Origin of the sequence: Brevibacterium sp. Mu109 (assembly GCF_900169375.1) — a bacterium.
Classification (GTDB): domain Bacteria; phylum Actinomycetota; class Actinomycetes; order Actinomycetales; family Brevibacteriaceae; genus Brevibacterium; species Brevibacterium yomogidense_A.
In genome coordinates, this window is record NZ_FXZF01000031.1 from 1 (window position 1) to 21,678 (window position 21,678).

Genomic DNA, 21,678 nt, shown 5'->3' on the forward strand with positions numbered 1-21,678 from the left:
CAGTGACGGGCGACACGGACGTGCCGCCCCACCGCTCAGAAGACCACCGAAATCACGGCAGTACCACCTATCCAGAAAACTGATACCAGGTACGTGGACTATCGGGACCAAGTAGCGCTACGCGCCAGGTGAGCGGGTCGCAGGCCTCGACGTCGAGGAGAACGGCGGTGTCCGTGACGTGAGCGTCAACGAGGTGCAGGTCGGGCAGACCGAGGAGGACATCACATCTGCTGCAACGATCCAGGGCAGCAGCGCAGGGGCACGTAGGATGGGGCATAGTCGAGGTCCTTGAGATGCGCGGGGGTAGAAGTCCGCTCATCATCAGGGACCTCGACGTCTATCCCCAGCACCCTCGCCCCATCGGCGTGCCCACACTCAACTCTGAAGAGCCCAATATCGAGTGGTCTTCAAGCCTTCAAATACTCATCAGTCGACGATGCGCACATCCGTCACGCACACCACGCGGTGCTGAAGGCGTCATGACCCACAACACTTAGACGGTCATCGAATAGATGGTTCCAAGTCTCCAATTTCGAACAACGCAGGGTTGGGAGTAAGCACGGCGTCGACGGGGACCGTCCGTATCGACGTTGATGGTGTCGCTCTGCCAAGTGCATGTCTGATGATGTGACGGGACAGTGCTTCCCCGAGCTGCACAGGGACTGCATTCCCAATCTGGCGGGCGATGTCCGTCTTCTTCCCAACCCACTTGAAGTCGTCGGGAAATCCCTGAAGGCGGGCGGCTTCAAAATGGGTGATGGCTCGTGGCTGCTCTGGGTGGAGGAACCGTCCCTTCTCTGGCTTGAAGAACTCGGTCCGGATCGTCACCGACGGCCGGTCCCAGTGCAGCCTCCCCATAACGTCTGATGCACCGCGACGGTTACCCCGCCAGCAGTTGGCCAGCAGGTCGTCAGGAAGGTCGTGTCGGTTCCCACCCTTGGGGATGTGAGCGAAGCGCTTGAGGGAGAGGTCTGAGTAGTTGCGGCCGAAGTGGAGTTCGTCTGTCCGGAATGGGCCTGGCAGTCCCGCCTGGGTCGACCGGTCTGGAAGCTCGTAGCCGACGGACCGCTCGGGGATTCCCTCGAACGCCTCGCGAACTGTCAGCCATCGATCGTGGTGCGTAGTGGCGGGGAGCCCAACAGGGTCGACAGACTTGTGACTGCCGATGACGACGGCCCGACGGCGGTTCTGGAAGGCACCGTAGTCAGCAGAAGTCACGACGAACGGTTCAAGTCTGTAGTCCGCCAGTAGCCCGCCGGGCTCCGTCGTGGTCTTGAGCGATTCGAACTCGACCGACTTCAAGAACGGTGGCACGTTCTCGATGATGAAGTACGTGGGATTCGCCCGGACGATTGTCTCCGCGTAGGCGCGCCAAAGCGTGTTCCGAGGGTCGTCGATGTCGCGCTTTCCCAGCGCAGAGAAGCCCTGGCATGGAGGTCCGCCCAGGATCACGTCGGCGCCGATGTCGCCAGCTGACTCCAGCCAGCTTTCGATGGGCAGCGCGAAAGTCGCCTCCTGACCGAAGTTCGCACCGTAGGTCGAAGCCGCGAACCGGTCGAACTCCACCGCCGCCGTCAGGTGAGTGTCGACTGATTCGCTGACGGCGGCGTTGTGCCATCCCTGTGTGAGGCCTCCAGCGCCGGCGAAGAGGTCGATGACACGGAATCGCTCGGTCATCACACTCCACCTTTCCACGCTCGTATAGAACAAGGATCCTATCCCGGTGACTGGGGATCCCCGAAAGTTGAGACCTCAGCTCTCCAGCTCGTCGAGGATGTGGTCGGCGAGCTCGCCAGGGTCCCACTCGTCGACGGTGTAGACCGTCCAACCGTCGGAATCATCTGATGCGGTGTCTACATCGCTGACAGTCACCATGATCTTCGCTTCCGGCCACACCAACTCTGACCGGACCGCGGCGTCCCCGATCGTGCTGTCCCGCACCGGAAGTACCGCGTCTTCCTCGGCGAGGATCTCGATGAGTGAGCGGAATTCCGGATGGGACGACCACAGATCTCCCCAGCCCTTGTCGGTAGTGAGTGCAGGAGGTGTTCCTTGCGGCGCGGCTGATGGCTGTGCGACGGTCTCTGCTCGTGCCCTCGCAAAAGCGATTAGCCCCGCATAGGGCTCTTCGGGCGTGCCGAAAACCGTCCCCCGATCAAGGCCAGTGTTGAAATGCTCGCAGCTGGTCTCAGGGAGGAGAATGCAGTTGTGGCAAGCGGCGAGATTGGATCCGGCCACACCGCTTCCTGTCGACTCGATGCAAACGGGATCAGCAGAGCACCACGATAAACGTGCTTCTGCTTCACTGATCGCGCTTCCGAGACGGTCCGGATCCGCCATGGCAGCGACGCCGCCGAGGCTTCCGGCGGAGTCAGATGACGCGGTGTAGACGAGGACTCCGGCCATCTCTGGGCCCACGTATAGGCGTTCTTGGAGTGACGAAGCTGGGTATCCTGCGTCCAACGCCAGTTGGTCAATGAGGGAGTGAGCCAGCGAATGAAGCGCGAGGCGAGTGATGTCGATGTCGCCAACTACGGCGCCTTCTCTGCGTGTCACATGGGCATTGCGTTCGAGTAAGGCGGTCCTGCTTCGAGCAAAGGAAGTGTTCGCCCACTCTGCGATGACTGCCTGATCGATAGCGAGGAACAGGCCCTCTCCCAGCAGTTCGACGGCGGGGAGCCAGGACGACGGGTCGTCGTCTGGTCGCAGCGGAGCAATCGCCACATTGTCCTCATCTCCCTGCTCCGCTTCGCGCTCTGGAGCTACGAGACGCGAGAAGCCATGTAGGGCGCGCACTTCCCGGAGTCTGGTCACGCGCCGAACCTCAGTGATCCACGAGGAGTGTTCTTCAGGGACGGGCGCTGGCACGGAGACGAACTGGCGGCCAGGAGAGTCTTCCGACCCATGGACGATTGCACGGAACTCGTCGAGTCGGAACTCTTCTTCCGACTGAGGTGGTGCCTCATCCGGGTACAGAGCGAAGATCGCTTGGCGTGCGAGAGCAGCCACTGAATAGTCGGAAGAGTGCTTCTGCAGCAGAATCTCGAGTGTCACATCATGGTTCTCCTGCACGGCGGCTTCAAGGCTCGCGCGTGGGATGTGGCGAAGCGTCGAGAACTCTGATCTGACGAGCGCATCCAGCTTCTCTGCATGCGACGGGATGGAGATAGCTGATGCTGAGGCACCAAACCACACGTTTGACGCACCACGCTGCACCGTCACCCGACTGTGCGCGCAATCCCGTTCCGTGTACTCGAAGCCGAGCCATGGACGTTCGCCGGTGCATCGATAGTGCTTCATGCCTTGGGGAGAGAAGGCATATTCGAGGTCGTTGCTGGCCCCACAGCTGCATACGACCAAGAGATCAGACAGCGCTGATGTTCGGCCGCGCGACTCCAAGCGGAGAACGTGCGCCGACTCCGGTGCCTTGCGAGGATCACCTTCGGGGTAGGACGTTCGCCACCATTGCGGGTCCGGACTGCGTGAATGAGCCCACTCGAAGTACGGGAAGTCGGCGAGATGACCGCCCTTGCATGCAGTGACGAATCGGGAGGGGATGAGGTCGCGTTTCTCGCCGCAGACGCCGCATCGTGTCTCAGTCCGACGAGATCGGAGCTGCTGCGTGGTCCCCAGGGCATCACACGCTGGACAGACAAGAATGCTGGGAAACAGCCAGACGGGCACGCTCGGACGGTTACGGTCGTCAGGCGTCGCGGGAGGTGCTTTGAGCTCACGTACCCTCAATTGACGGGCCAAGCGTGGTTCGGGCACCGACACCATCTCAGCAGTGTCCCAGTGGTGGAGTCCCATGATGAGATAGCTCGAATTCTCAGCAGGGAAGAGACTTCCCACTCCATATGTCGAGATCAGCTGCGACCGCCGAGCGCGGATCTGCGGAGAAGCCATGTCAGCCCTCGCTTTCGGTATCGGTGCGGACTTTCGGTCTCCGCAGGGGTGCGAGGCGAGTCTCCGCGTCGACGTCACGCATGCTCTGGGGAGTCGGCCACGGTGTGCGTGAACGGGAATCAATGTCAATGTCGTCTGTGGTCAAAGCCATCGTCGCATCGATGAGAAGGGCACGGTGGGGGTCCTTGCGGTCGTGATAGACCTCGACAACCTTCTCCGACACGGCTCGCTCCCATGTGGCGATGAGATTCCCGAGGTCCTTCTGCGTCGCGGCGTAGTCGTGGCTATCGTCTGTTGCCACGGCGTGTACTCGCGCGAGGATCTGGTCACGGACCAGTTCTACTGCCCGATGAGTGCTGTGGAACGCAGCCGCTCCTGCCTCCCCGCGGAACTCCTCGGACACCATGCGGAGAGATGCGACCAAAGCTGCGTGGAGTGCCCTATCGCGCGAACGGGCGGCGAACGGTGTTGCACTTGTCGCCTCGACCGCTCGGTACAGACTTCCGTGGAAGTCGCGGAACGACTCGTAGTGGGACCTGTCTCGAGACTTCATACTGTTGAAGATATTGACGACGAGACCTGGGTATTTGCGGCCCACACGGCTCGTCGCCTGGATGTACTCCGAGCTGGACGGCGGCTGTCCCGCGACAGCCATTAGGCCCAACCGATCGACGTCCAGTCCGACAGAGATCATGTTTGTAGCGAGGACGACGTCCAGAGGATCTTCCTCGGAACCCAGCCCAGCTTCAAGCTGTTTGAGAGTCACAGGAATTTCGCTCCCCGGGCGACGGCTGGTGAGCTCCTCTGCTCTCACTCGACGGGGTTCCGGCAAGTCGTCACGAGACGCGAGGAGGTCCAGCCGGGACGACACGTCGTCATGCACCTGGAGGTAAGCGGACCCCAGGACTCGAAGCGAGTTGAAGTACCCGACCAGCGTCCAATACGGGTCCTTGATCTCATCAGAGACATCATTTGCCGCGGCGACAGTGTGGAGAAGTGAGGCGTAGGTCCGAACGAGGAGGGTGGCGTGCGATGTTCCCGGTGCCATGACTCCGATGTACTCGCGGTCACCCAGCTCGCTGCTTTCTGCAGGTCGGGCGAAGAAAGACTCGTCTGGATTTATGCCCGGGGGTGGGAACAACCGGGAAGTTCGGTTGAACACAGCTTTGATCTGGGCATCTGCACGACGGATCGTCGCCGTAGAGGCCACGAGCTTGGGGCGAGCCAACTGGCCCGACTCATTCGTTCTGCCTGCAGATATGTCGACAGCGGACTCGAAAAGGCCGACCGTCGACCCAAGCGGGCCGGAAATCAAGTGCAGCTCATCCTGGATGATGAGGTCCGGTCCGATATCAGTCGCTTCGGTGTGGCCGAAGAGTGCGCTGATCGATCCGTCCCACGCCATTCGAGCAAACTTGTCTACCGTGCCGATTACGAGTTCAGGTCGGACTCTGTAGACGTCCTCGTCGACGACGTGAGCGGGGATGCCGCTGCCCGCATGGTAGTCGCATTCGACATTGGGGCAGTGGATAGTGACCGAGTCCGGACCTTTGGTGACACTGTAGGCGGACACGTCCAATCGAGCGCCGCACCAGGGGCATGCTTGGAGCTGCATCGGATTGCCCTGCTCAACAGTGTCGCCATTTCTGAGTTTGCGGAGGGCGACGCGTGCCGCATCGACGGTGTTCGGCGTCGAGCCGGAACCCACCCACAGCCCGATACCGAAGGTCCGATCGCCTAGGACGTCGGGCCGTTCACGCCGCACTGACTCGAGCGAGCAGATCAACATGGCGGCTCGCTCGAATTGTTGGATAGTGAGTAATCGCAGCGTGTACCTCATGAGGACTGCGGTTCCTTCAACACGCGGGTCCCGAATGCGTCGAAGGAAGATGAGATACGCGATCAATCCCAGATACGCCTCAGTCTTGCCTCCGCCAGCGGGGAACCAGAGAAGATCCGCGATGTCACGTTCGTCCGACTGACGGTCCGTTGTGGATGGCAGGTTGATGAGGATAAACGCAAGCTGGAACGGGCGCCACGATTGTGTAGACAGCGTGAACTCGCCCTGGGCGCCTCGGCGAATCCAGTCCTGCCGTGCACGCTGCATGTGCATCGCCTTGTTCGCCATAGTGAATGCGTCGAATGCGACGTCGTCCTCTTCGAGGAGCCGGATTCCGTTGCGCATCCGTCGCAGGGCGACCGTTGCGTCGTCGAGGTGGGAAGCGGCGACCGCACGTAAATCTTCAGGCACCCACGAGGGTGAGTCGGCGTCCGAAACGTCCTTCTTCTTCTGGTTTATCCAGGCCTCGTACTCGTCGCTCAACGAGTTGAGTTGCGCAAGGACCTCGGTGCGCTTACCCGAGGACATCGTGTGGAGGCTCAGGTCGGCTCCTGCGTCGCCAGGCTGCGCACGGGCCACTCGAGAACGAGGGACAAACGTGGACCGCACCGAGGCCGCAAACGTGTCGTGTGTGCTGTTCCAGTCGGCTGAACACCCGTGGCCGATCGCGAAAGAGCGCTGATCCCGGTAGAGCAGAGCGGACGACGTGAGGTCCGGGTCATCCGACAGGTGATGGCGTGATTTGGTCCGATCAACGATGGCAGGCGTCGAGGTCGTAGCCTCCAGGCCGACCTGGAACCAGGAGTGCTCGTCTTTTCGCCCGCTGGCACCAGATTTCCGAGTCGTGTTCCTTAATACAGCGGTGATAGTGACGTAACCCGAGGTGTCTGGGTCGCGGACGAGAAGGAACAAGTCGAGACCATTGGCAACCAACGGTGACGTCTGACGCTGACGTTCACGAGTATCCAGGTTGATACTCACTGGCTGAATGTCTGGTTCTTCCCGTGTCCACGAGACATTACTCGTTGACCCGTCGGCACTAGCAGAGCCCGTTGGCAGGTAACGAGCAGCAGTGGCTTGAAGCTCGATACTCTTTGCGCGCTGTGGGTCGACGGTAAAGGTGATCCCCATGCTCGAGGGCGTGGTACGGCGAGAGTCGGCAACACCAAGATCGGGCTCAGGGTCGCTCGCGTCGGCGCTGGTCGGATCGTCGAGGCCCGCTGGAGAATTCTCTGTATCACTGGCCGCGGCGCTCGGTTCCGCAGGCGGCCAGAGGATCCCGGTGACATAGCGGTTGAGGGGTGCTTCATCGAGGACCTCATCGAACGCCGAGGGGCCCATGAGATCTGTCGTGAGTGCGTCAACAATGCGATCACGGAACGCGTACCGCTCCTCAAGCGTCGGTGACGACGTGTCAGTCATGATCTTCCTGCTTTCTTCTCGCGATCCCAATACGGTCGGATGAGGCCGGACAATCGAGGAACAAGCCAGAACCCACTTGGACTCCCGTGGCCATTGGTCTCTGAGGGGAGGCCGGCGAAGGTCTCCACGGAACTCACACGGGCTCCAGTCAGGCGCTCAGGCCAGTTCGGTGGTTTGCCGAAGATGAGGCGTGCGGCCAGTGCGTCGGTGAACGCCTCCGACGCCCGCCCGAGAACAGTGCCAGATTCGTCTTCGATGAAGTAGTCCGGTTTCAATGATTGCTTCGAGTGGGGCGCGAGGACGAAGTCGACTGCAGCTCCCGGTGCGACGCTCTGCTCGAGATACCGGAGAGTCTCGACCGTTCCGAGTGCTGTTGAACGAGGTGGCAGTTCGGTGTTGACGTCGGCGTAGAGCAGCTCCATGCGAACGGGGCGTGGCCTGTTTTTTGTGAACACATGCTCGACCCAACGCTCCTGGACGAACTTCGCGAAACCTCTTTCGATCGTGGGCGCCTCGACGAGATACAGCGACTCACGTGCACGGCTCGAGGCGACGTAGGACCTTCTAAGGTTCGGCCACGTACGCGCACCAGGACCTTCGTCACCTGGCTTCGGCACCATGTCGATCACGTGGTCAAACTCGAGCCCCTTCGCCCTGTGGACGGTACTCACCGTGACGGGAAGCTGGGTGGGCGAAGTAAGCGGCGGTGGGACCGCACCGGACCGCAAGCGCCTGTTCAATGCGCCGACGTCGAGGGTGGTGTGGTCGCGACGGTCATCTTCGACGTCTTTAAGTCGCGACCACCCGTCTGACGGAACGGAAGATCCTCCTGACGCGAGTGCATCCTCGATCTCGGGTCGTGAGTACTTCCGTGGTTGCAGTGAGTGAAGTGTCGACGCGACCCAGGGGGCAATGCCGATCTCTTGTGCACGCGGACGCACCGTGTGCTGGATACCGAGCTCGTCGAGCTCTTCGGAGACACGAAGCGCCGCATAGTTCGTGGCAGTGAGGACTGCCGTGGTCTCGTCGTCCTCTGTGTCCCAACACAGCAGACCGGTGAGGGATTGGAGGCTGGGGCGGGTGTACCGGCGACCGCCAGATTTCTCGCGGAATGCGGTGAGGAGGTCGAATGCCTGATCGATTGTGGTTGCGTCGGTAGGACTGATGTCTCTCAGTGCATCGCCGACCGCGATGAGGTCGTGCATGCGGGTCGACTCCGCGCGGTAGTGCCCTGTCAACGCGGTCGGTCTTGCGCCATGTTCGTCGATCAGGATTTGGCGAAGTTCGGCTGAGGTGCGCTTGGAATGCGATGTGTTCGACTCCAACTGGAAGTCGTAAATCGCTTGGAGCGGGTCGCCGAGAATCGTGAACCCTGCATCGGAGGCTGCCGCGATCAGCGCGAGCACAAGTTCAGCGCGGTCCCCCACAAGATCTTGTGCTTCGTCGACGATCACGTGCTCGAGGTACGAGACGTCAAACTCCCCGGTACGGAGTGCTTCTGTGGCGAGGCGGATCCTGTGCTCGAACCCATGTGTCGTCTCGATCCCACCGACTTCGACGAGGACGGCCGAGGCGAAGGAATCAAAGGTGCTGATGCGCGCCTGCGACAGTCCAGCAGCGGTGAGCCGTCGGCGTGCTGCGTCCACGGCCGCGCGCGAGAAGGTGAGGACGAGGACGTCGTCGAGGATGGAGACGCCTTCATCGGCTAGGTGCTCCAGTCGGCTGACAACGACCTCAGTCTTGCCCTGGCCCGCGGCGGCGGTGACGAGCAAGCGTTCGTCTACGTCCGCTTCAGCGACGGCAAGCTGGCTGTCGTCGAGGTCGGGTGCGTCACGCATCCGCTACCTCGGCGGACTGCTCGTCCCAGAGGTAGGCGAACTCGGTGTAGGCGAGCGAATCTCCGAAGTTGTCCAGGTTGTCTCTGATGTTGACGATCAAGACTTCTTCGGAGCCACCGTTCTTCGGACCGCGGAGCCCTCGCCCGATCATCTGGATGTACTTGTTGGGAGAAAACGTGGGTCGGCAGAGATAGATGGCGTCGACCTTCGGTGCGTCGAATCCTTGACTCAAGACGTCGAAGTTCGTGAGGACTTTGATCTCACCATCGCGGAACCGTCGCACCAGGGATCGGCGCCGTGCGGGGTCGGTGCCTCCGTAGATCGCTGCCGCCTCGATCCCCTTCGTCTGGAGGACCGCCGCGAGTGCTTGGGCGTGCTCGACCGACGCGGCGAAGACGATCGCATGCTCGATGTGATCGAGGTTCGCCGTCAGATGCTGGATGATCGTCCGATTTCTGAGCAGGTCGGACGCGACGGAGTCGAGGTCGATCCGCTTTTCGAGGAAGTTCTGCCTCTCGTCTGCTGACGATCCACCACCACTTCTTCCTCGCCCGTTGCCGAGTGCGCCCTGATGCTTCAGCGTCGTTCCCTCGAGCTCTTCTTGTACTACGTGGGCAAGGATCTGATGGTCCTGGAGATAGGTGTGCGCAGATTCCGCAGTGAACTCATCCGGCTCGATCAGCGTGCCTCCGAAGCGGCTGACGAGTCGCTGGGTCTCGACTTCGCTGGTACCGCGATAGGGGGTCGCGGAGAGGCCGAGCAGCGGCTTGCCCTTCTGCGTCGTCGAGCGGCCGAACCATCTTAGGACGGTCGTGTAGCTCCGTGTCGTAGCACCGTGGGCTTCGTCGATGACGACGACGTCTGGGTCCTTCAGCCACGCGTACTTGACCGCCGTCGTGGTGTCGTCCTTAGCCGACGCGATCCGGGTGAGGGTCTGGATCGTCGCGACCACGACGTGGAGTGCGGACGATTCCTCTTCCACACTCCGGCCGTCCCACAACCGGCTCACGACAAGGCGCTCGCCGGGGATCCCCAGGCCCTGCCAACCAGAGCCCCATGCTTCGACGGCCTGCTCACAGAGTTCCTCTGACTGGGCGATCCACACGATGCGGTTGTTCTCCGCATTCGACTTACTGACATGGGTGATGAGGCTCTCGACCGCGACGCGGGTCTTCCCTGCACCTGTGGGAAGCTGGACGATCGCCTTGTTGCTACCGGGCTTCGCCTTGAGGACCTTGAGGATCTTTCGTGATGTCGATCGCTGGAATGCATGCAGCTTCGGAAGGCTGACCGGACCTGGAAACTCCTCGCGGGCAGGTTTCCGGGGCTCGGCTGCACGGAACATGTCCTCGCTGAAACCGAGTTCGGTGAGATCCCGGGTCCGGGCGTCCTTCGCCCACTCCCGTGCGCTTCCCTCATCATCTGGGAGTCGGCCGAGGATCTGTCTCCAGAGATCGGAACCGTGGATGTTCTGAGCGAGGCTGAACAGGGTAGTCGGTGTGACCGGCTCCCCTTCGGCTGTCAGGAGCTCCACAGCCGAGTCGGGGACGAGTGAACGGATGCCGTCGTCGCCGAGGAGGAGGCGGACCCGCTCTTCGTCTGACTCCTTCTCCTTCAGCTCATCCCAGAAGTCGTGAAGCTTCTCCTGCGCTGCAGTCTCCTTCATCCGTTCCTCGGCTTCGCGGACGGAGAGAGGGGAGCCGACGTACTCGAGGATGTGCTTGATCAGTGCAGACGAGCGGAGTGACTTGCGGTAGTAGAGGCGCTTGCTCTCGATGTCGAAGACCGCTGCTTGGTCGACCGCTGATATCACGTCGTCGAAATCATTCTCTGTCACATAGCGGAGTGACGAGCAGGGAAGGAGCTCGTATTGGTTACGCTTCCTTACCTTGCTTTCCAGTTCCGCGAGGTAGGGGAAGCGGTCTCGGATACGCTCGGCCCTTCCTTCACGCGGCACCTCATCTGCGTCTATGCGTGTGGTGAAGTGGATACGAAGGTACTTCAGCTTCCACTTGTCTTCGAGCACCTCGGCGAGTTCAACGGTCGTCGGTGTGAGAACGACGGCGGACGAGTGCTCTAAGAGATGTTCCTGTGATTCAGCGTCAGTCGTGACGACGCAAGCCTCTGCAGGAACGGTTGCGTAATTGCCCATCGCCCCGTGGAGTCCGCGAAGATCGACAGGAGCCCGGACGCCGGCTTTGGCGGCGTGTCCGTAGAGGTCCGGGAGCAACGAGGAGTCGAGCTCTGATTCTGCGTTGGAGAGGATGTTCCTCCACTGTGCTGTAGACAGTTCCGTAGGCAGCCCGAGGAGCCAGAAAAGTTCATCATCGATCGCAGTAGGAGTCGGTAGGAGCTCGTCAGGGATACCTTCGATACGCCCTGTGCAAGCACCCGCCGGATACAGCCCGTAAGAGGTATCGAGGACACCGTGTTTCTTGATCCACAGGATGTCCGGTGGCGCGTAGCGGCCTTCCTCCGCCTGCTTGTAGAACTGGCCATCGACCCTGTACGTCGCCTCACCTTTGAGCCTGATCGGTCGTTGGGGAGACGCCAGCAGTTCCATGGTGATGGCATGGCGAGTTTTGGAACTGGCCTCCGCGAGTTCCCAGAGTCTGGGACGTTGGGGGACTGTGATGTTCGAGCCGAGCGTCAGGGACGTCTCAGGGCCGTGAGATCGTTTCAGTTCTTTGAGGATCCCATCCTTCGCAGTGTCGAACCATCCTCCGTCGGCCTTGTCGGCTGAGACATACTCGGGTTGGGGAAGAGCGGACGGTACGCCGAGCTTCCTGCAGACCGCGGCAGTGAGGAACTGGTTCGAGCCATCGATGATGAGCTGCTTGTCCTCATAACGTTCGACATGGAGGAGTCGTCCGGTCGACCAAGCTTTGTGAAGAGGAATCCAACCACCCGCTGCGTTCCTCACCGGGATGTTCAACCCGGGGTCGATACGCTGAATGAGCTTGATGACAGTGTCGGGGTCAGCCTTCGACGCCATTCGCCAGAAGGTCTCGGCGCTCTCGTGGTCGGACTCGTCCGCGAGGGTGGCGTCCAGCACTTGCTTGAGGCGACCGGTACTGTCGAGCAGTGCCGCTCCGAATCTGCGAAGTGCACTGATGACGTCGCCATCAGACGCGACGCGAGGGTCGATGATCTCTGGCTTGTCAGAGATGTCCTGGCGGTCGTCTGCTGAGTCGATGAAGTACTTGGGACCGGAAAGGCGTGCGACGTGACCGTCCGCCATCGGGACGATGCGAGCTTGTTGGATCTCACCGGCGAACGAGCTTGCCTTGGCCATGAATTCATCCGCGAACACGATCGCGGCCTCGAATCCTTGACGGGTGGCCTCAGCTGAGAGGCCTTCGATCCATTCGGTGGTCGTTTTCCGCTGCTGACCATTGATCTCGAGAAGTCGATCGACCAGCGCCGATCTGAATCGGCTGTCCAGTGCAGACTCGTGGACCCAGGTCCGGATGCCCTGTTCTCGAGCCCTCTGAGTCCACGAGCCCACCAGGTCAGGCTCCTCATCGAGTGATTTGGGTCGGGTCGAGAGCTCGCTCAGTGGGGCGAGATCCCCCTGGAGGTCGGGGACCGTTGACGCGAAGGCGATCGCCCGAGTGACCGGTTCGATGAGGTTCTCTCGGAACCACGGTGCGTCTTCGAGGCCACGAGCCGGCATGCGATCGAGATGCGCACCCGGGTCTGACTCTGTGTAGAGGTGTGGGATGACGCTGGTCACCAACCGGGGAACGCAGTCGCGGAGGATCTCCGCGTTGTAGTCCCCGTGGAGGAGCGTCATGCGGTCGTCGTTCATCTTGAACGACGCGTTGATGATTCCGGGCATGGTGGTGACTGTCCCGGTGGGGAAGTGGTTCCAGATCTCGCCGCGCTCCCGTGCACGTCCGGAGGTGCCGTGCTCTACAGCCCAGTGGACTGTCAGCGAATCGCGCGAATGCAGAGATCCGGCATCACGACGGGCTCGTTCGGATGGAGTGAAGACGGTGTGGGCGACCACCCACGACTCGTTCGCGGTCCCGCTACTCAACTGGATGATCGACCCGTCCCCGTGCTGTGCGCGCTCGGAGACCCACGTCTCGCGGTACGTTGTTTCGGTCCGTACCTCTGCAGTGAAAGCGTTGACTGCTTCCGAGAACAACATGAACTGATGGGGGAACTTGACGATCTGGTCGTCGAGCCACGTGTATCTCTCCCTCAGGGGGACCCTGATGACAGTCGACGCCCATCCGAGAAGCTCGGCGAGGATCGCATCGTCCGTTTTCTCGGCGTCGACATCGAGTGGGTACGGGAGTCTGAGGATCGGGTAGTCGGCGAGTCCAGGTTGGATCTCCTCGAGTTCGCGCCTGCTGCGCTCCGCATCGAAACCGAAAGCGCCGAGGCCCGTGAAGATCTGCGGCCGGTCGGAAACCTCGAGGACGGACTTGAAGCCGAGGCCGAATCGGCCGATCTGGTTGTCCCGCTTATCGGACATGTTGGAATGAAGGAGCGTGCGGACACCGCTACGGTCGAAAGACTTCCCTTCGTTCGCAACGTACAAGGTGGATTCATCGCGAATGACGTGGATGCGTCCGGGAGAGCCTCGCAGTGCGTCGACCGCATTCTGGACGAGTTCCTGAATCTGCTTTCTCGCGTAACCACCTTGGATGATGGCCTGTTCCTGCCCGGCGTTCTCGCGGATGTTGTCCGGGCGAGCGCGGTACGACTCGAGCGTTGACTCGTACTCGCGTTCGAGGAAGTCGATCAGTCGATCCTCGGGAAGGCCGGTTGTCAAGATGGCACCTCTCTCCGCAATGAAAGTACTAAGGCCGTGTGAGTCGATGTCGCGTGATTCACTGTGCCATCTGCCACACTCCTTCCCCGCATGCTATCCCGATTTTCGACGCACGCGAGTCGGGGTGCTCGGCTCGGTCGGCGAAGCGGATGTCTTGGTGCGGTGGGTTACGGCGCTACGATGTTCGAGGGGCCGGGGCGGCTTGATGCGGTCAAACCAACCCGGTCATCTTGTGGGCGTGACCACATGTCAGATCGCACGCACGGTGGCATTGCCAAGCTCTGAAGGAGATCAGGTGGCGCAGCTTGTGTGGACGGTCGAGGAGATGATCCTCGCCGCCGACTTCGCGGACAATCGCGACTGGAAGCCAGTTAATAAGGGCACCTCCGGTGTCGAAGAGCTCTCCGACCTGCTCCGTATGGCGACGTTCTATCCGGTTGCTGTTCGCCCCGAGAACTTCCGTTCTCTCAACAGCATCGGGCGAAAGACCAACAACCTCATTTCGTCTCACCCGGCAAGGAACGGGAAAGGCCTGCGGACATCGGCTTCGGAGATCCCGGTCGTCGAGCGTTTCGTCGAGGACCGGCTTGTGATGAAGCGGGTGGCGAATGAGCTCCGCGAGCGGATTCGAGCCGGCACCGCGGCGGTCGGCGATGCGGACAAGCTGTATCGAAAGTACTCGGCAGTGCTTGACGCCGAGGCGGATGCATCGTGTCATCGGAAGAGCGAAACACTTGATGTGTTAGAGACGGTCTGCGCAGTCGACAGCCGAACCCACTCCACTGTCGTCGGTTCCATCGTCTCCCGCGGTGATTCCCTTGATTGCGACCTTTGTGGCTTCGACTTCGAGCAAGCGTATGGGCGGTTAGGGCGTGGCTACATAGAACTACACGTCACTGACTCGCCAACGTCTGTCGGCGGCGACGATTCGGAGGTTCTTCCAGTGTGCTCGAATTGTCATCGAATGCTTCATCGCGGTCGAGGGGCGGCTGTCGACGTTCTGCGGTCTGCGCTTGAAACATGATCGTCAGTGGCGGGGCGTATGCAATGTCTGTTCGAAGCCCTGAGCTCAGGTAGCGAATCTCACGGGGCGTCATCGCCTAGGTGGAAGCGTACGAGTAAAGAGTCAACGGTCGAAGGAGACCTCATGAGCCAGACCCTGACAACCAAGTACGGATCTCTCCTAGGTTCGAAGACTGAAGGGGAGGCGCGCTTCCTGGGCATCCCTTACGCCGCTCCGCTGACGGCGGCCAATCGGTTCTATCCGGCCCAGCTCCCGCAGCCGTGGCAGGGTGAGCGAGACGCGACCGCGTACGGGGCCACCGTCACGCAGAATCCCTACCGAGCTCCGCTCGACGCCATCTTTGGAGACGCTCGTATCGCCGGCGACAAACAGCTCAACCTCAACGTGTGGACGCCGGATGTCGCTGGCAGTGCACCGGTGCTCGTGTGGATCCACGGTGGCGCGTTCGTGCGTGGCGCGGGGTCGATCCCGACGTATGACGGCACGTCCTTCGCCCGCAATGGCATCGTCTGCGTGACCATCAACTACCGCTTGGGCGCACCCGGCTTCCTGGATATGGACGATGAGTCCGCCAACATCGGACTGCGCGATCAGATCGCGGCGCTCGCGTGGGTGCAGGAGAATATCTCTGCCTTCGGCGGTGACCCCTCGCGTGTCACGGTGGCCGGTCAGTCCGCTGGCGCCATGAGCATCGGCGCACTGCTCGGCAGTCCCCTGGCATCAGGTCTGTTCGAGGCCGCGATCCTGGAGAGTGGTGCCGCCCACCACGCGCTGTCGCGGACCACCGCGCATGCCGTCGCGACGACGCTGGCCGACGTCCTGGGGGTGGAGCCGGACCGCGAGGCCTTCAGCACTGTACCGGTCGATGACCTGCTCGCGGCCGAGGAAGTCCTCGACGCACGACTCCGCGCATCGTCTGACCAAGCAGCGGTCCGCGAGGTGCTGCTGAACGGCATGCCGTTCAGTCCGTCGATTGATGGGAGCGTGCTGCCGCAGTCGCCGCTCGACGCCATTCGCCAGGGGAGTGCCTCATCAGTGCGGCTCCTGCTGGGGACGACGACGGACGAGAACCGACTGTTCCTGGCGCCGGGTGGCGCGATCGATCGGGTCGGGGACGGCGTGCTTGACCGCATTGCGCAGTCGTACGGGCTCCCCGCCGATGCGAGCGTCCGCGATCTCTATCAGGACGAGCAGGATCCGACTCCGGGAGCGACGCTGTCCGCGCTCCAGACCGACTGGATGTTCCGCATTCCTGCCATCCGGCTGGCCGAGGCGCAGCACGAGGCCGGCGGCCCGCCCACGCACATGTATGAGTTCGCGTGGAAGTCCCGCGCGTTCGATGGTGCGCTGGGTGCTGCGCACTCCGTCGACATCCCCTTCTTCTTCAACACGCTCGGCACTCCGGGAGCCGAGCAGCTGACCGGTCCGAACGCGCCGCAGGATCTCGCGGATACCATGCACGGCGCGTGGGTCTCCTTCATCCACGGCGAGGCTCCGGGGTGGGAGGCGTACACGCCCGATCAACGCTCGGTGCAGCGCTTCGACACGGCTACCGAGACGGTCATCGACCCGCGGCGCGAGGCTCGCCTCGCCTGGGACGGTACGCGCTGAACCGCGGCCCGGATGGGCCTTCTCAGCGTCTGGCGTCGCCTCGGGGCGACTGCCGCGGCCGACCGTCGGTGCGCAGGAGCTCTGCCGGCGGTACTCCCAGGCCCTCCGCCAGGCGCACGATCACGTCCAGCGTGGGGTTCCGACGGCCGCGCTCGATCCCGCCGATGTAGGTCCGATCCATCCCGATGTCGTCCGCGAAGCGCTCCTGCGAGCGGGGCTTCTTTCCGGTCGCGCGCCGCGGATGCATCCTCAGCTCGCGCACTCGCAGGCCGAAGCGGATGCGATGCTCACTGCTCTCCATGCTCCCGAGCCTCGCAGGATGATGACTATGAGTCAACGGATTATGAGCACCTGATAGGGTAGGGGCGAGTTCGATACATCAGCACTGGATGAACTCGAGGCGGGGCGCACCGCAGCGCTCGCGGCATTCACCAGTCACCACCGTTGATCAGCGACGATGCGCCGTGTCACGATGGCCCGGAACGACAGCTTCCGAGCAGACGAGGTCCACCGATGAACTCCTCAGCACACTTCCTGCGCCACACGATGGCGTTCCGCACCGTCGCAGTCGTGCTCACCGCACTCGCCCTGGCCCTGGGCCTCACAGCCTGCGGTGGGAGTCCGCAAGTCGAGGGGACGTACACCGGCAGCGCCGGCACCACGATGCTGGTCCTCAAGGACGACGGATCGGCCCTGTACTCCCAGCAGAAGCGTGCGGGCCTGGAGACGGGGGCCGGGACGTGGTCGGTCGATGACGATGTTCTCAGCGTCTCTGTCGATTCGCTCTCCTACGAGATCTTCGCGAACACCGATCGATTCGACGGGACTCTGCTGTTCGAATCGGACGACAGCTCGTGGAATGACGAGATCTACACGCTGCAGGAGTGATGCGGCATCTTGTCGAGGCGGACCAGTGAACGCCCTCCGATGGCATGAGATGCACCTCTGTATTCGCAGGACCTTCCATAGGATGACCGCGGACTCCTGCTCACTCGTCCCCGCTTCGCGATGACATCCCCTACGAGGAGACTCACATGGCAGACCGAACACCACCCGCGGCTTCTCTGACACACGAGGATATTGAAGTGATGACGTCGGGGCTTCCCTATCTGGGCGGGTGGGGGGTCGGCGCGCCTTGGGCCCTCACCCCAGAGGAGCTCACCCGGATCCGGGGCCGGATCCTCGGGATGGCGACGCACGAGAACGCTCAGTGCCTGGGCGAGGACGCTGGCCCGGTGGGATACGTGGACACCGTCCCGCCGCTCGTCCAGCTGACTGCATTTGTGCTTGAGGCCATCCAGGGCCCCGTTCTCATCCTCGACAGGGATGCTCACGTGGCATTGCTCGACGACTTCAGGGTTGAGAGTGTCGCTGGCTCCAGTGAGATCTCCTCTGTCGCCTGGTCGACGGACTTCAACTGGATGCGCGACGCCTGGCAGATGCTGCGGGTCACCAATGACATCGCGGCAACCGCAAGTATCCTCGATGACATCTTCGATGTGGTTGCGGAGATCCCGCCCCTTGCCGACGCTGCGAAGGAAGCCAGCAGGCTTGTCCGGACCGTGTCGCGCACCGTGCCTGCAGCGCGACTGGACGCCGCGACCGTTGACCAGCTGACCGCAATCTTCGCCGATGCGCTCGATGACGAGGGAGCGCGGCACCTCCCGTGGCTGCGCGGACCCGACGTCGCCCTCGCGGCACTCGAGCAGCAGCTCCGGACCACTGCGCATGAGCTCGATTCCGTCGGCATCGACCTGCCCGGGCTCGAGGAACTCCTGGTGGACGAGCTGGTGCAGACAGAGTCCTCGGTGTCGCCAGTCATTAGGAACGCTCTGGGCGGGCAGACCTTCATGCGCGTGCGGGAGCGCGTGTCCGCGGACGAGGCCACCGACGTCGACCGCGCAGCGATCTCGAATGCCCTGGCTCGGGCCGTCCGTTCGGACCAGGCCGTCGTCGCTCACCAGTGGGTCACGGCAGCGTACCGGCTCCTTGCCGCAGCTGTCGACGGTCATCCCACCGTGATCGACATCGAGACCTTCGCGCTGGACCTGGCGGATGTCACGCAAGCCCGGAGGGCCGAAAACGCAGGGGGCGCCACGCACGACGACGAGCGAGACAACCTCTTCAGCGACGTCGACGACTCGGCGAACGACGACGATCGCATCGGCGCGCCCGCGGACGATCCGTGGCTGCGGCTCGACCGTATGGTCGGGCTCAGCGGGGTGAAGTCGACGGTGCGGCGGGCCCTACGCGGTGCGGATCTCGCGGACCGACGGCGGGATGCGGGCATCACTCTCAAGCCGCCGGCCAGGCACCTGCTGTTCCTGGGCAACCCGGGCACGGGCAAGACGGAGGTCGCCCGCCTCATCGGCGAGATCTACCGCGAGCGCGGGGTCCTGCGGACCGGAAAGCTCACGGAGGTGTCCCGTGCCGACCTGGTGGGTGAGGGCATCGGCGAGACTGCGCCCAAGGTCCGCAAGCAGTTCGCCAAGGCCATGGGCGGGGTGCTGTTCATCGACGAGGCCTACACGCTCAACGTCGATGGCCACAGCGACTACGGCAAGGAGGCGGTCGACGAGCTCATGACGCTCATGGAGACCCACCGCGACGACGTCCTCGTCATCGCCGCGGGATACCGCGAGCAGATGCAGTCGCTCCTGCGCGCGAACCCGGGACTGGAATCGCGCTTCGGCAACCGGGTCTCCTTCGATGACTTCTCCGATGACGAGCTCGTCGAGATCTTCCACGGGATGGTGCGCGACGCCCGCTTCGACCTGGCGGACGGCGTGGAGAAGGAGGTGCGATCGCATCTGCCGCGGAAGCGGACGCCCCGCTACGGCAACGCCCGCGAGATGCGCCGGCTCTTCGAGGCGACGGTCGAGCGCCAGGGCATGCGCTTGAGCGGTCGCCTGGACGACCTCACTGATGAGGAGGTGCGCACTCTGACGGTCGCGGACATCCGCGAGGACCGCCACGACGACGAGCAGCGCCGTCGCATCTTCCGGACTGCGGAGCAGGACCTCAGCAGCCTGGTCGGGCTCGATCCCATCAAGCGCGAGGTCGCGGGGCTCGTGAACGAGGTGCAGATGGAGGATCTGCTGCGCGAGGCCGGCGTCCGCACCAATGACGACGCTCGGCACATGCTGTTCCTGGGGAACCCCGGCACGGGCAAGACTGAGGTCGCACGGATTCTCGCCCGGATCTACCACGGGCTGGGTCTCCTGTCCCAGGGCCACCTGGTCGAGGTCCACCGCTCCGACCTGGTCGCGGGCTACATCGGGCAGACGGCGCTCAAGACGGAGTCCAAGCTCGAATCAGCGATCGGGGGAGTCCTCTTCATCGACGAGGCGTACAGTCTGGCCACCGGCTATGAGAACGACTTCGGCCAGGAGGCGATCTCGAAGCTCATCACCTTCATGGAGGACTACCGGGACGACCTGGTCGTCATCGCCGCGGGGTACGGGGAGGAGATGGACGACTTCCTCGCCTCCAACAGCGGCCTGGCCTCCCGCTTCCCCATCCGCTTCGACTTCCCCGACTACTCGGACGACGAGCTGATCGACGTCCTCATCCGCTTCGCCCAGGCGGACGGACGCACCGTGGGACCCGAGGCCCTGGCGGAGGCCCGCCGTCTGCTGGCGGAGAAGCGCGACAGGCCGGGCTTCGGCAATGCTCGTGACGTACGGAACCTGTTCTCCGCCGCGAAGAGGCACCAGATCAGCCGATTGGCCGACGAGCGCTCGCTGCACGAGGTGCAGCCGGAGCGCGTGCGGACGCTGCTGCCGGTCGATTTCGCGCAGTCGATGATCTGACGAGAGTACGCGGGCGGGGGCCGGCGTGACGCAGGTGCGGAGGTCGGCACGGAGCTGGTCTCACCGGCCCTCCGCACGCCGGTACGCGGTCCAGGCGGCCTCCAGCTCGCGGACGCGTGTGGCATACAGCCCCACCGCGTAGTGGTCGAGGCCCGGGTCCACCGGATCCACCCGGTCGGACTGCGCCGCGTCCAGGGCGTCGAGCAGCCGCTTCTGCACGGCAGGGTCGACGTCCTCGGGCACCGCAGTGCTCGCCGTACCCACGGGTGACGCCGTCATCTGCTCGTCCTGCAGGTGGGTGACCCAGTCCTCCAGGACTTGGTCGTGGGAGCGAGCTGCGGCCTCGGCGGTGGTCTGCAGGCGCACTAGGGTGAGCTGCCGTTTCTCCCCGAGGTCCTCCGCACGGGAGCGGGCGAGGTCGCCCTCCAGCTCGTCCAGGATCGGGACCTCGCCGGTGAGTTCGCGCCGCATCCTTGTGATGACCGTCAGCGGCAGCATGATGACCATCGCGACGGCCAGCACGGCGTAGACGATGAGCATCGCGCCGACGATCGTCCCGAACATGTGAGCCTCCCGGTCCGTCCCGTCCTTCGAGCATACGGCGGTCCGGCACAGTATGGCAGGGGTTCGCGGACCTCAGAGGTGACTGAGACCCCTGGACAGTCAGCGCTGAGTGAGGAAGTGAATCGCCCCGGGTTTAATGGAGACATCGTTAACCCGGAAGGATGGGCGGCATGGTCGCACCACGGAAGTACCCCGACGAGCTACGCGAGCGAGCCACGAGGATGGCGATCGATGCGCGCAAAGATCCCGAAGCTCGCAGGGGCGCGTTCAATCGGATCGGCGAGCAACTCGGTGTCCACCCCGAAGCGCTGCGTACCTGGGTGAAGAAGGCCGAGGTTGATGAAGGCCTCAGGCCGGGTACTACGTCGGAAGACGCGGCTCGGATGACGATGGTCTTCACCGCGCTGGCCGTTACGAAGTTCATGCAGCAATCGACCGGGTTGTCGTTGAAGAAGATCGTGACGACACTGCGGCCACTGCGTGAGTTCGTCGGTGTCGTCGGTGGGCACGAGATCACTTTCCCGCCCGCCGTGCCCAGCGACGCCGCCGAACTCATCGCGAGTCTTCAACGCGCGACTGAGCAAGATCCGTTTTGGTAACTAAACCTGTGCAACTCAGGTTCGACGGTGTCCGTGTCCTCGGGGTCGATGAGCATGTGTGGCGGCATACGCCGTTCGGTAGCAAGTACGTCACCCTCACTCATCGACCTCACCCCGATCCGCGGCAAGACAGGCCCCTCCCGGTTATTGGGCTCTTCCGGTTTCAGAGTGCGTTGACTCGGTTCGATAGCTGTCCGGAGTGGAGCAGGCAGCGTAGTACGTAGTGCCCGAAGTTCCTGAAACCCAGGCCGATACCTCGCAGATGCTCGAGGCGTC

General features: G+C 62.8%; 12 protein-coding genes and 1 pseudogene. 6 read left to right on the top strand and 7 right to left on the bottom strand.

The annotated features are described in order from the left end of the window. Nucleotides 1–501 precede the first annotated feature (501 nt). The 5 genes from BSP109_RS14490 to BSP109_RS14510 all read right to left on the bottom strand — a co-directional run bounded on the left by BSP109_RS14490 (nucleotide 502) and on the right by BSP109_RS14510 (nucleotide 13,792). Entirely contained in the window at nucleotides 502–1,677 is a 1,176-nt protein-coding gene (locus BSP109_RS14490) for a DNA cytosine methyltransferase (protein WP_101601581.1), read from the bottom strand. A 75-nt stretch (nucleotides 1,678–1,752) separates the two neighbouring features. Further along, complete coding sequence (drmB, locus tag BSP109_RS17035; RefSeq protein ID WP_219618567.1) at nucleotides 1,753–3,906, bottom strand: DUF1998 domain-containing protein; 2,154 nt, start codon at nucleotides 3,904–3,906, stop codon at nucleotides 1,753–1,755. Between the two features lies 1 nt (nucleotide 3,907). After that, complete coding sequence (locus BSP109_RS14500; RefSeq protein ID WP_180959767.1) at nucleotides 3,908–7,168, bottom strand: helicase-related protein; 3,261 nt, start codon at nucleotides 7,166–7,168, stop codon at nucleotides 3,908–3,910. Then, nucleotides 7,165–9,006 (bottom strand): UvrD-helicase domain-containing protein, encoded by a 1,842-nt coding sequence (locus BSP109_RS14505; protein WP_101601585.1) that lies wholly within the window; start codon nucleotides 9,004–9,006, stop codon nucleotides 7,165–7,167. Before BSP109_RS14505 ends, BSP109_RS14500 begins: the two co-directional genes overlap by 4 nt. Further along, nucleotides 8,999–13,792, bottom strand: coding sequence for a sacsin N-terminal ATP-binding-like domain-containing protein (locus BSP109_RS14510; protein ID WP_101601587.1), 4,794 nt, complete (start codon nucleotides 13,790–13,792; stop codon nucleotides 8,999–9,001). Before BSP109_RS14510 ends, BSP109_RS14505 begins: the two co-directional genes overlap by 8 nt. A 295-nt stretch (nucleotides 13,793–14,087) precedes the next feature. Here BSP109_RS14510 and BSP109_RS14515 point away from each other — a divergent pair, with 295 nt between their 5' ends. Beyond that, nucleotides 14,088–14,816, top strand: a complete 729-nt coding sequence (locus tag BSP109_RS14515; RefSeq protein ID WP_101601588.1) for a hypothetical protein — start codon at nucleotides 14,088–14,090, stop codon at nucleotides 14,814–14,816. Between the two features lie 123 nt (nucleotides 14,817–14,939). After that, on the top strand, nucleotides 14,940–16,427 hold the full coding sequence (locus tag BSP109_RS14520; protein WP_101601590.1) for a carboxylesterase/lipase family protein: 1,488 nt from the start codon (nucleotides 14,940–14,942) through the stop codon (nucleotides 16,425–16,427). Between the two features lie 22 nt (nucleotides 16,428–16,449). Here the strand turns inward: BSP109_RS14520 and BSP109_RS14525 are convergent, their stop codons facing one another. Then, the gene (locus BSP109_RS14525; protein ID WP_019158442.1) at nucleotides 16,450–16,728 is read right to left on the bottom strand and encodes a helix-turn-helix domain-containing protein; all 279 of its coding nucleotides are present in this window, start codon (nucleotides 16,726–16,728) and stop codon (nucleotides 16,450–16,452) included. 212 nt (nucleotides 16,729–16,940) lie between these two features. On the opposite strand from BSP109_RS14525, the gene BSP109_RS14530 reads away from it, so the two are divergent. Further along, on the top strand, nucleotides 16,941–17,315 hold the full coding sequence (locus tag BSP109_RS14530; protein WP_101601592.1) for a hypothetical protein: 375 nt from the start codon (nucleotides 16,941–16,943) through the stop codon (nucleotides 17,313–17,315). A gap of 200 nt (nucleotides 17,316–17,515) precedes the next feature. Beyond that, nucleotides 17,516–20,239: an AAA family ATPase gene (locus BSP109_RS14535; RefSeq protein ID WP_180959768.1), complete on the top strand. Its 2,724-nt coding sequence runs from the start codon at nucleotides 17,516–17,518 to the stop codon at nucleotides 20,237–20,239. Between the two features lie 60 nt (nucleotides 20,240–20,299). Here BSP109_RS14535 and BSP109_RS14540 read toward each other — a convergent pair whose 3' ends face one another. After that, nucleotides 20,300–20,803, bottom strand: a complete 504-nt coding sequence (locus tag BSP109_RS14540) for a hypothetical protein (protein ID WP_101601595.1) — start codon at nucleotides 20,801–20,803, stop codon at nucleotides 20,300–20,302. A gap of 170 nt (nucleotides 20,804–20,973) precedes the next feature. On the opposite strand from BSP109_RS14540, the gene BSP109_RS14545 reads away from it, so the two are divergent. Further along, nucleotides 20,974–21,402, top strand: coding sequence for a transposase (locus tag BSP109_RS14545; protein ID WP_101601597.1), 429 nt, complete (start codon nucleotides 20,974–20,976; stop codon nucleotides 21,400–21,402). A gap of 17 nt (nucleotides 21,403–21,419) precedes the next feature. Beyond that, nucleotides 21,420–21,552 (top strand): annotated as a pseudogene (locus BSP109_RS14550) (ISL3 family transposase); the annotation flags it as partial. Between the last annotated feature and the right edge of the window lie 126 nt (nucleotides 21,553–21,678).

Excerpts from the sequence above, each read along its gene's own strand:
- BSP109_RS14540 (WP_101601595.1), bottom strand. The coding sequence starts at position 20,803 with ATGTTCGGGACGATCGTCGGCGCGATGCTCATCGTCTACGCCGTGCTG.
- BSP109_RS14520 (WP_101601590.1), top strand. The coding sequence starts at position 14,940 with ATGAGCCAGACCCTGACAACCAAGTACGGATCTCTCCTAGGTTCGAAG.
- BSP109_RS14535 (WP_180959768.1), top strand. The coding sequence starts at position 17,516 with ATGACGTCGGGGCTTCCCTATCTGGGCGGGTGGGGGGTCGGCGCGCCT.
- BSP109_RS14500 (WP_180959767.1), bottom strand. The coding sequence starts at position 7,168 with ATGACTGACACGTCGTCACCGACGCTTGAGGAGCGGTACGCGTTCCGT.
- BSP109_RS14505 (WP_101601585.1), bottom strand. The coding sequence starts at position 9,006 with ATGCGTGACGCACCCGACCTCGACGACAGCCAGCTTGCCGTCGCTGAA.
- BSP109_RS14545 (WP_101601597.1), top strand. The coding sequence starts at position 20,974 with ATGGTCGCACCACGGAAGTACCCCGACGAGCTACGCGAGCGAGCCACG.
- BSP109_RS14525 (WP_019158442.1), bottom strand. The coding sequence starts at position 16,728 with ATGGAGAGCAGTGAGCATCGCATCCGCTTCGGCCTGCGAGTGCGCGAG.
- BSP109_RS14490 (WP_101601581.1), bottom strand. The coding sequence starts at position 1,677 with ATGACCGAGCGATTCCGTGTCATCGACCTCTTCGCCGGCGCTGGAGGC.
- drmB (WP_219618567.1), bottom strand. The coding sequence starts at position 3,906 with ATGGCTTCTCCGCAGATCCGCGCTCGGCGGTCGCAGCTGATCTCGACA.
- BSP109_RS14530 (WP_101601592.1), top strand. The coding sequence starts at position 16,941 with ATGAACTCCTCAGCACACTTCCTGCGCCACACGATGGCGTTCCGCACC.